The 10,979-nt window shown below is 36.1% G+C and carries 10 protein-coding genes; all 10 read left to right on the top strand.

The window, feature by feature from the left end; genetic code table 11:
• Positions 1 to 159: 159 nt before the first annotated feature.
• Positions 160 to 1,323, top strand: a complete 1,164-nt coding sequence (locus BLP68_RS08280) for an exonuclease SbcCD subunit D (protein ID WP_091542309.1) — start codon at positions 160 to 162, stop codon at positions 1,321 to 1,323.
• 1 nt (position 1,324) lies between these two features.
• Positions 1,325 to 4,468: an AAA family ATPase gene (locus BLP68_RS08275; protein WP_176758933.1), complete on the top strand. Its 3,144-nt coding sequence runs from the start codon at positions 1,325 to 1,327 to the stop codon at positions 4,466 to 4,468.
• A gap of 134 nt (positions 4,469 to 4,602) precedes the next feature.
• Positions 4,603 to 5,142, top strand: coding sequence for an RNA polymerase sigma factor (locus tag BLP68_RS08270; protein ID WP_091542304.1), 540 nt, complete (start codon positions 4,603 to 4,605; stop codon positions 5,140 to 5,142).
• 1 nt (position 5,143) lies between these two features.
• Complete coding sequence (locus BLP68_RS08265; RefSeq protein WP_091542302.1) at positions 5,144 to 5,599, top strand: hypothetical protein; 456 nt, start codon at positions 5,144 to 5,146, stop codon at positions 5,597 to 5,599.
• Between the two features lie 4 nt (positions 5,600 to 5,603).
• A complete protein-coding gene (locus BLP68_RS08260; RefSeq protein ID WP_091542300.1) occupies positions 5,604 to 6,110 on the top strand; it encodes a hypothetical protein in 507 nt (168 codons plus the stop codon).
• Positions 6,092 to 7,009, top strand: coding sequence for a LiaF transmembrane domain-containing protein (locus BLP68_RS08255; RefSeq protein ID WP_091542298.1), 918 nt, complete (start codon positions 6,092 to 6,094; stop codon positions 7,007 to 7,009). Before BLP68_RS08260 ends, BLP68_RS08255 begins: the two co-directional genes overlap by 19 nt.
• 134 nt (positions 7,010 to 7,143) lie before the next feature.
• Entirely contained in the window at positions 7,144 to 7,401 is a 258-nt protein-coding gene (locus BLP68_RS08250; RefSeq protein ID WP_091542296.1) for a MoaD-like domain-containing protein, read from the top strand.
• Positions 7,402 to 7,490: 89 nt separating this feature from the next.
• Positions 7,491 to 8,735: a BaiN/RdsA family NAD(P)/FAD-dependent oxidoreductase gene (locus tag BLP68_RS08245; protein ID WP_091542294.1), complete on the top strand. Its 1,245-nt coding sequence runs from the start codon at positions 7,491 to 7,493 to the stop codon at positions 8,733 to 8,735.
• A gap of 14 nt (positions 8,736 to 8,749) precedes the next feature.
• Positions 8,750 to 10,360 carry an NAD(P)/FAD-dependent oxidoreductase gene (locus BLP68_RS08240; RefSeq protein ID WP_091542376.1) on the top strand — a complete coding sequence of 537 codons (1,611 nt, stop codon included), beginning with the start codon at positions 8,750 to 8,752 and terminating at the stop codon, positions 10,358 to 10,360.
• Between the two features lie 198 nt (positions 10,361 to 10,558).
• Positions 10,559 to 10,954: an NUDIX domain-containing protein gene (locus BLP68_RS08235; protein WP_176758932.1), complete on the top strand. Its 396-nt coding sequence runs from the start codon at positions 10,559 to 10,561 to the stop codon at positions 10,952 to 10,954.
• The last annotated feature ends 25 nt before the right edge of the window (positions 10,955 to 10,979 follow it).

The raw sequence follows: 10,979 nt of genomic DNA, 5'->3' as shown, positions 1-10,979 counted from the left end.
TTTTTTCTACACCCATTAAGATTCAGTCTTAGTATTCCCTTCATTATGATTATATAATTAAGATATTATTTCTTTTATTCCAACTATAGAAATCAGTGGGTGAATTCATGGTACAATATACTATGTATAGTAAGATAGAAGGTTTAGGAGGGAACAAAAATGAAATTTATACATACAGGAGACTGGCATATTGGAAAGCTGGTCCATCAAATACATATGACAGAGGATCAACGATTTATCCTTCAAGATTTTATTCGTGTAGTGGCTGAAGAAAAACCACATGCAATAATAATTGCTGGAGATATTTATGATCGTTCGGTACCACCGGTGGAGGCAGTAGAGCTTTTGGATGAAGTCTTTTCAACCATTTTAATAGAACTTAACACTCCAATTATTGCCATATCAGGAAATCATGATAGCCCCGATAGATTGGGCTTTGGTAGTAAAATATTAAGAAATAAAGGATTATACATTGAAGGCAAGCTAACAAAAAATATTAAGTCAGTAGTGTTAGAGGATGAGTTTGGACCAGTGAATTTTCACCCCATTCCCTATGCCGATCCGGCAATTGTTCGAGAACTTATGGATGATTCGACAATTAATAACCACGACTCAGCCATGAAGGCAATAATAAATCAGGTTAAATCCGACATGAACCCAGGACAAAGAAATGTAATTATAGCCCATGGATTTGTAATTGGTGGAGAATCATTAGAAACCAGTGAATCAGAACGGCCCCTATCTATTGGTGGGAGTGAGTATATTGATGTAACGGCTTTCATGGATTTCAATTATACGGCTTTGGGGCATCTCCATAGTCCGCAAAAAGTAGCTGTTGATAAAATCAGGTACCCAGGGTCACTGTTAAAATACTCATTTTCTGAAGCTCGACAAAAGAAATCTGTTACAGTAGTTGAAATGGACAAGGCCGGAGGGACTGAAATAAGGAAAGTATCCTTAACCCCTAAGCGTGATATGAGAAAGATCCAGGGAAAGCTTCTGCAGTTAACTGACCCAGCAATTTATAAAGATACTAATATTGATGATTATGTAATGGTAACATTATTAGATGAAGGAGAACTGCTAGATGCTATAGGTAAGCTAAGGGGGGTATATCCCAACGTTTTAAGATTAGAAAGAAGTCAACTGAAGGGAATAAGACAAACCAATGGAAAGATGGGTTCAGACTATCATAGGAAAAGTAAGCTGGAGCTTTTTAGAGAGTTTTATGAAGCTATGGAAGGAGACAGCTTTAAGGATGACTATAAAGAAATATTGATAGATGTACTTTCGGATATTGAAAAGGAAGAAAGGGGGAAATAGAATGCGACCAATTAAGCTGACCATGACAGCCTTTGGGCCATATGCAGATACAGAAATAATCGATTTTACAAAGCTAGAGGGTCGTAACATTTTCCTAATTACTGGCCCAACAGGTAGCGGTAAAACAACTATATTCGATGGTATTAGCTATGGGATTTATGGTGAAGCAAGTGGTCAAGAGCGGGATGGTGAGAATCTTAGAAGTCAGTGGGCTGATATAGATAAATTAACCTATGTTGAATTAGAATTTCAGTTAAGAAATAAACGATATACAATAAAAAGAACTCCACGACAGGAAAAGAGAAAAAGTAGAGGAGAAGGTATAACTGAACATTTACCGGAGGCAGAGCTAAAAATATGGGAAGAAGATAGCCAAGTTATAACCGGAGTTAAAAATGTAAATGAAAAGATGAATGAAATTATGGGAATTACCTGTGATCAGTTTCGACAAATAATGATGATTCCTCAGGGGGATTTCCGCAGACTATTAACATCCGATAGTAAAGAGCGGGAAAAAATAATGCAAAAAATCTTTAATACAGAAATTTATAAGCTGGTGGAGGTAAAATTAAATGAAAAAGCAAAAAGCTTAAAAACTGAGGCTCTCCATCTTAAAAATAGGTTACTAGACATAATCAAAAAAATTGAAGCTGACAGTAATATAGAGTTATTGGAATTGATAGGAGCAGTAGATATTAATAGATCAGAATTAAAAATAGAATTATGTAAGGAAATTCAAAAAGATGAAGAGAAAATATTGCAGATGTTGAAGGATATTGAGGGTAAGGACAAGCTATTAGGTGAAAAGCAAAAGGAAAGAATTAAAGCTGAAGATAATAATAGAAAGCTTCAAGAGAGGCTAAAGCTAGAATATGAAAAAAAACAATTAGATAACCAAAGGGACAGTATTTTTATAAAGAAAAACATGCTTCAAAGTAATAAAAAAGCAGCAGAAATTTTATGGCTTGAGGAAGGCTATCTTGAAAAGGAGAGGCTAGTTCTTAATAAAAAACAGAAGCTTCAAGAGGTTAGTGGGAAGGTAAAGCTTTGTAGTAATACTCTAGAAGGGGCGGCAAAAAATTATTATCTAGAGAAGGATAAGGAGGTAGAGCGACTGGAGCTAAATAATCGTCTATTGCAGTTAAATGAGTATAAGAAAAGAGTTGAAAGCTACCTCGTTAAAAAAAATAGTATGCTTAAATATGAAGATGAATTCAATAGGCTAGCAAAGGAAAAGAAGAGGCTTACTGATAAATTGATAGCTTTAAAGGCAGAGGCCAAGATAATCGCCGAAGAGCTAGAAACCTCACGAAAAGCTCAAAACTGCTATATAATAATGAAAAATAAACTGGATAGCCTACAGCTTGTCTTAAAGAAATTAAAGCAAACCTTGCAGGAAAACCAGAAGCTAGAAGAGATAGAAAAAGAATACTTAGTAGCACAGGAAGAAAGTAAAAGGGTTGAAGAATATCTTGAAATAGCAGAAAGTACCTATAATGAAATGCAAGAAGAATGGTACAAGGGTCAGGCTGGACTCCTTGCTAAGGACTTGCAACAAGGTGATTTGTGTCCGGTTTGTGGCTCCCAGCAGCATCCTAGCTTAGCTCAACTACAAGAGGGCATACCATCCTCGGAGGAGCTAAAGGAGAAAAGAGATCAGCTGAGTCAATTGGAGAAGCAATATAAAATGCGTACCGAAGACTATACGAAAGCATCAGGAAGAAAAGAGGTTCAAATAGCAATTATAAATAATTTAAAAGGAGAATTAAAGGTTCTACTAGAGGATGAACCTGTTGAGGGTGAAGGTAGGCCACTGGAGATATTTTTACAAGAAAAAGTACTTACTCAGCAAATAGAGCAAGATAAATTATCTCTAGAAGTGAGACAGCTTGAGAAAGAAAAAAATAAGATGAAGGAATTAGAGATAAGGAATGAAGAAGTAAATAAAGAAGCATCAGTAACCGAAAAAAGCTTAGAAAATACAGAAAATCAGTATTCGGTTGCTTCAAATACCTTTAATAGAGAAAGGGCTTTATTAGAAGCCATTACACAGGAAATACCTAAGGAGCTTCTGATACAGGAAATTTTATTGGCTAAAATTGATGAAGTTTCCAGCACCTACTATAAACGTGTAAAGCTACTGGAGGAGTTAGAAAATAAATATCATGATTCAAAGCTAAAGATGGAGAGGGTAATAGCTGAAAAAACAGCGGTGGAAAGTGCCTTTAAAGAGGCATTATCATTTCTAAATGATGCTAAAGAAAAATTTGATATGGAGGTTATGAAGGCTGGCTTCATTGATAAAGCAGAGTATCAGAAGTATAAATCAACAAAGGATGAAATAGAAGCTTTAGAGGAGGAAATTCAAAGCTACCAGGAAAGATTAAAATCTATCTCTGATCGATATATTCAAATAACAATGGAGACTGCAGGACTAACCTTAGTAGAGCTTGACAATTTAGACAAAGAATATAATGTACTAAAAGAGGAATTAGAGGAAATGAACTCCAGCAGAACAAAGCTTTATGCTAAAATTGAGAGAAATAATCAAATATCAAAGGATATAGAAGAATTTGAGAAGCTAATTTTAGGGGTAGAGCAAGACTATAGCTATATAGGACATTTGTCAGAAATAGCAAAAGGCAATAATACAGAGGGACTAACCTTTGAGAGATATGTTCTGGCAGCTTTCTTAGAGAATGTTTTATCAGCTGCCAACAATCGATTAGTCCCTATGACCTCAGGGAGATACGAGCTAAATAGAACTGATCAGCGGGCCAGAAGTAATGCCCAAAGTGGGTTGGAGCTGGAGGTTTATGACCATTATACAGGAAAGACTCGGCATGTAAAGACTCTATCGGGGGGAGAAGGTTTTAAAGCATCCTTGGCACTGGCATTGGGGTTATCGGATGTAGTTCAGTCCTATACTGGAGGCATTAGCCTTGATACAATCTTTATAGATGAAGGCTTTGGTACCCTTGACTCGGAGTCCCTTGACGGAGCCATTGGAGCATTAATGGAATTGCAAAATTCAGGAAGACTAGTAGGAATTATATCACATGTACCGGAGCTGAAGGAAAGAATTGGGGTCAGACTAGAGGTTCAACCCAGTAGGACAGGTAGTAAAACAAGATTTATATTATAGGGCCTATAAATGAGGATTTATCATTATGATTACATTCATTATGATAAATCCTCTAAAAAATTTTAAAAAAAATGCAGGGTTTTTTGAACTAAATTCGTCTATTATATAAGGCAGAAGGGAGGGGAGCTTAGAAATTGGATGACCAAATTGTAAAAAGTGTTTTACAGGGAGAGCATCAAGCATTTCGACAAATTGTAGAAAAGTATAAGAAATATGTATTTGCAATCATTTATAATATCACTAGAAACCCAGAAGAAACAGAGAATCTATCGCAGGAAGCCTTTATTCAAGCATATAGCTCCCTTGCCACATATAAAAATCAAGGGTTAAAGACTTGGCTTGGAAGAATTGCAGTCAATAAAGCAATAGACTGGAATAGGAAGAAGAATAAAGAATTGACAGGTCAAATAAAATATCAGCAAGTGCAAAAAAATCTAAATGAAACAATACATACCATAGAGGATGAAGTTGTAAGAAGGGAAGAAATAAAAAGACTTAAAGATATCTGTAGTAGAATTCCACATAAATATGGGAATATTCTTCACAAATACTATATTCAATCTATGAACTATAAGGAAATTGCTGAAGAGGAAGGCATAAGTATAAGGACAGTTGAATCTAGGCTGTATAGAGCAAAAAAACTTTTGAGAGACAATTGGAAGGAGGGTGGATAAATTGGAGCATTACCAACAACAGCACTGGAGAGATTATACTTTGAATTTAAATAGTGACGAAGAAAGACAAAATATGGAGGAGCACTTATTAGTCTGTGATAGTTGTTTAGAAATATATCTAGAGGAATTAAGCTCTCGAGATGATTACCAACAAGATATCTCACCTGAATTCACAGATATTGTAATTAAAAAGGCCATTGGAAGCAAATATGAAAACGTTAAAAAATATGAAAGAAAAAAGTTCTTAAGAAATTATACAATAGCTGCCGGCTTAACCCTAGCATTAATGGCCAGTGGCGCCTTTGACTTGATCGGTAGTGGCATGCCTAAAATTATGTCCAGCTTTGTTTATTCAACAAAAAAAATAGAAACTACGGCCTCCAATGGATGGTCAACTAGGCTTATGAACAGTACCTTAGATATCATTGATAATATAAACGATAAATTAAAGGAGTGAAAAAATGAAAATAAATAAAACCTTTGGTGTATTTTTATCCTTTCTTCCTGGGGTAGCCCACATGTATATGGGTTTACAGCGGCAAGGAATAGAATTAATGACTCTCTTCTTTTTACCAATGTTTTTAACAGACTTTATAAGAATAAGTATATTCATGTTTGCAGTACCTATTATCTGGTTTTATAGCTTTTTTGATGCTCTACATAAATTATCAGATCCAGAAAAAAGAATTGATGGAGACATTTTATTATTTTCATGGCTAAAGGGGGAGGTAACAACCTCATGGAATAAGAATAAGCTTTTGGCTTATGGATTAATCTTTATCGGCTGCGTTTTAATATTTCAACGAGTAGCTTTACCATTGGTATCAACATACATTTCCTGGGGGATTGCTAGATATCTAGAAACAGCGGTTCTTGCTATACTATTTATTTTAGGAGGTATAAAACTACTCCTTGGAAGTAAGAACAGTAGCAAGGGAGGCAATGAGTCATGCGACAATGGAGAGTAGGTACATTTTCTATGGGAATTATCCTTATTGCTTTAGGCATAATTTTAATAATTTCAATGGTGGGTGGCAATGATATTGCCTCCAATTTATTAAAATGGTGGCCTATTATTCTAATAATACTTGGACTAGAAATATTAACATATCTATTTTTATCAAAGGAAGATGGGCCTGTAATAAAATACGATGTCTTCAGTATAGTTTTGATAATATTTATATTTATTTTCAGTACACTTGTCTATACATTAACTACAATAGGTATTGTTCCTAAGCTTACAGAAATGGTATCCAGTAGAAACTATATGGTAGAAATGAATAGACAAGAGGTGCAAGTAGATTCCGAAGTGAAAAAAATTGTTTTAGAATCACCACGTTATAATGTACAGATAAAAAGTGGCGAAGAAAATCGAGTGATTTTATGGGGGCAGGGTGAGGTTTATACATTATCAAAGGATATGGCTGATGATATAATAAATAAATCAGAATTAGTAACTAATCAGGTAGGTGATACCCTCTATGTTTCCTTCAATGAAATGGCTGGTATGACAGATTTTAATGGGGGTGTAAGCTTCTTTAGCTATACACTATGCCTACCATCAAATGTTGATGTTGAAATAAATAGAGGCAGAGGTTATCGGCCACAAATAGATATTGATGCAGGTATAATTGATGGGAAATGGGCTATTGATACACAAGGAAGAATTATAGTTAGGACAACCAATCAGCTGGATCTGTCGATTGAAGCTTTAGTAAATGGGAGGGACTGGCTAAGAGGAAATGCAAATTGGCAAACGGAAAAAAGCGACACCCATAATCAAGTATTAGGAGAACTTCAATTCGGGAATGGAACAAATCGCTTAACCATATTTAGTGGAGAGGTAGAAGTGCTGCATGTCAATTAAAATTCTTATACTTAAGGGAGAGCAACTAATACTTGCTCTCTTATTATTTTATTATCTGCAATTTATAAAGCCATTGACAAAGGTATGTATTAATATTAAATTAAGGGGGTAAAGGATGTTTATGGAGGTAAATAATGAGATCAACTATGCAACTGACAATGCGGGGGATATCCCCAGACGAATTTAAGGACTATTTTGAAGAAAAAGGCTGTGTAGAAAAAGAAGAATATATATTTCATTCACAAAATTGGAATGTAAAAATGCTTTCTAGCTACTGTAATGTTGGGTCTATAAAATTAGTGGAAGTTGAGCTGCATTTCTATGGTGATGAAGACATATTATTAGAGGTTGTGGCTAACCTTAGAAAGCAGTTTATGAGGGCCGGAGGATAGTGACTGAATAGCTTCGGTAAAATGGGTTAAAGTATTAAGAGTATAGCTTTCATATGATACTTTATAATTTATTAATAAGGAGCTTTATTATGAAAAAGGGACGAAGAATACTAATAATCGGAGGTGGAGCTGCTGGTTTAATGGCAGCAGTAGCAGCCGCTAAAAATGGAGTAGAGGTAATTATTCTTGAAGGCTTAAATAGAGTTGGTAAAAAAATCCTTGCAACAGGCAATGGAAGATGCAACTTAACAAATATACATATGGATATCAGACGATTCCACGGGAAAAATCCCAAATTTGCCTTTGGTGCATTGGGGCAATTTGATGTAGAGCAAACTATGAACTTCTTTGATTTTTTAGGAATTAAATGCAAAACAGAAGAAGGGGGAAAGGTATATCCATACTCTGATCAAGCCACCAGTGTATTGGATGTACTAAGGTATGAGCTTCAGCAGCTAGGGGTAAAGGAAGAATGTGAAAAAGAAGTTGTAGAAATCAAAATAAAAAATCAGAGCTTTGAGATAACTATTAAGGATGGAAGTAAAATTAAGGGAGATAAGGTTATTGTAGCTACAGGTGGTATGGCAAGCCCACAACTGGGATCAAACGGTGGTGGGTATAAGCTTTTAAAGGACCTTGGACATCGTTTGATTGAACCGATTCCTGCATTAGTCCAATTGAAGCTTCAAGCTACATTTCTCAAGCAATTAAAGGGTGTGAAATTTATAGGTGAAGCCTCACTTATGGAGGGTGACAAACTTATACGGGTTGAGGGTGGAGAAATTTTATTTACTGAATACGGAATATCTGGTCCTCCAATACTACAGTTGAGTAGAGGTGTTTCTGAGGAGCTAATAAAGAAAAATATTCCATACATAATATTAGACCTTTTTCCTCAGCTTTTAACAAAAGACTTGGAGGAATTATTGCAGCTAAGGCTGGCATATCAGCCTCAAAAATCTTTACAATTTAATTTTGTAGGACTTATTAATAAAAGACTTATTCCTGTAATACTTAAGGAAGCAGGTATAGATAATATTCAAAAAATCTCCTCGCAGGTAAATATAAAGGAAATTGAAGCAATAGCATATTTGCTGAAAAATTGGAAGCTTAAAGCTATAGGCACTCAAGACTGGAAGCATGCTCAGGTGACTGCGGGTGGCATAGATGTTGAACAGGTAGATTCCAAGACATTAGAATCTAAATTAGTTAAGGGTTTATATGTTGTCGGAGAATTATTAGATATTGATGGCGATTGTGGAGGCTTTAACCTCCAATGGGCGTGGTCTTCTGGGTATATAGCTGGAGAAGATGCAGCCTTGAGCAATAGATGAAGGGAGAAAAATTTATGATACGGGTTGCAGAAATTAAGGTATCAATTGATGCAGATGAAGACAAATTAAAAACTGAAATTTTGAGGAAATTAAAGATTAAAGAGGAAGAGCTTGTTAACTTCTGGATTTATAAGAAATCACTTGACGCTCGAAAAAAAGACCAAATAGCCTTTGTATATACATTGGATGTAGAGCTTAAAAAGGAAAAGGAATTTTTAAAGAAATATAAAGGACAACATGTTTCCCCAACCCCAGATATGGAATATAGGTTTGTAGAGGTAGGTAAAGCTTCATTAGCAATGCCCCCTGTAGTTGTGGGTACAGGACCAGCTGGATTGTTTGCTGGATTAATCCTTGCTGAAATGGGGTATTGTCCAATTGTTTTGGAGCGGGGAAAGGACGTTGATGAAAGAAGTAAGGATGTAATGGAATTTTGGAAAGAAGGGAAGCTGAAGGCTGAATCCAATGTACAATTTGGAGAGGGCGGCGCTGGAACATTTTCTGATGGAAAGCTAACAACACAAATCAAGGATTTACGCTGTAGAAAGGTTCTCAAAGAATTCATTTCAACTGGAGCTCCAGACGAAATACTGTACCACTACAAACCCCACGTGGGAACAGATAAACTTAGAAAAATAGTGAAGAAGATACGTAATAAAATAATAGATTTAGGTGGAGAGGTTCGTTTCAACAGTAAGGTTACTGATATCATAATCAATCAGGGTAAGGTGGAAGGAATCTATATAAACGGCAGTGAAAAAATAGATACTGAAATAGTTATACTTGCTATAGGACATAGCGCCAGAGACACCTTTGAAATGCTGTATGATAGAGGGATAGAGCTACAGCAAAAGCCATTTTCCATTGGTGTTAGAATTGAACATCCTCAGCAATTAGTTAACAATAGTCAATATGGCCAGTATGCCACCCACCCAAAGCTTGGAGCAGCAGATTATAAGCTATCCTATCATTGCTCCAACGGAAGATCTGCCTATACCTTTTGCATGTGTCCAGGTGGTGAGGTGGTTGCAGCTGCCTCAGAAGAGGGCAGGCTGGTTACCAATGGCATGAGCTATCATGCAAGGGACAAAGATAATGCCAATAGTGCCCTTCTAGTGGGTGTAGCCCCAGAGGATTATGAAAGCAGTCATCCCTTGGCGGGGGTTTATTATCAGCAAAGATGGGAAGAAAGAGCATTTCAATTGGGAGGAAGCAACTATCATGCACCAGTTCAATTGGTGGGTGATTTTCTAAAGGATTGTCCATCTAAGCAACTGGGCAATGTAAAACCCTCCTATACTCCCGGAGTTACCCCAACAGATTTAAGAGAATGCCTTCCTCAGTATGTTATTTCTGCCATGAAGGAGGCAATCATAGGATTAGATAAAAAGTTAAAGGGCTTTGCCCTTGAGGATGCTGTTATGACAGGGGTAGAAACCAGAAGCTCATCTCCAGTAAGAATTATAAGAAATGAAGGACTTATAAGCAATATAGATGGACTCTACCCTGCCGGGGAAGGGGCAGGCTACGCAGGTGGTATTGTATCGGCAGCTGTGGATGGCATAAAGGCAGCAGAGGCTGTTGCAAAGAAGTATAAACCAATAAAGTTAAGAGTTAAGAGTTAAGAGTTAAGAATGAAGAATGAAGAGTTAAGTGAAAAATGTTAAATGAAAAATAATGAATGGTGAATTGATGAAGAAATTTGCGTCACGAAATTTCTAAATAAATCTATGTTAAATGCTGTAGGGGTGGACGACCCTGTCCACCAGATTGTCATTATCTATTATTAATTACTAATTTACTTTGAAAAAGGGGTGCAATCATTGGAAAAACTAACAGGCTGCTGTGGTATTATAGTGGTGAAGGATAACAAATTACTTTTAGGATTAAGGACTGATGGTCAAGGCTGGGGATTAGCTGGTGGAAAGCTTGAGCATGAAGAAACCCATTATGAGGCAGCCAAACGGGAGCTTAATGAGGAGTTTAATATAATACCTAAAGAGTTAACTTTTCTAGGTTTTGTTGAAGAAGAGGCATTAGTTAAAGGTGAAAAGCTAATTGTGGTACCCTCTATTTATTTATGTGAGGATTATTTCGGTGAACCTAGGGCTGAACCCAAAGAAATGAAAGAATTAGGGTGGTTTGATGCTGATGAAATAAAGGAATTAAAGCTTTTTCCACCCTCGAAAGCTGCAATTTATAAATATTGGACTAAATGATTTTTCCATATTTTCATTCAACATT

The sequence above is a fragment of the Alkaliphilus peptidifermentans DSM 18978 genome, from assembly GCF_900101495.1.
GTDB classification, from domain to species: Bacteria; Bacillota; Clostridia; order Peptostreptococcales; family Natronincolaceae; genus Alkaliphilus_C; species Alkaliphilus_C peptidifermentans.
The sequence above is the reverse complement of the archived record's forward strand: the minus strand, read 5'-3'. Positions and strand labels throughout refer to the sequence as shown.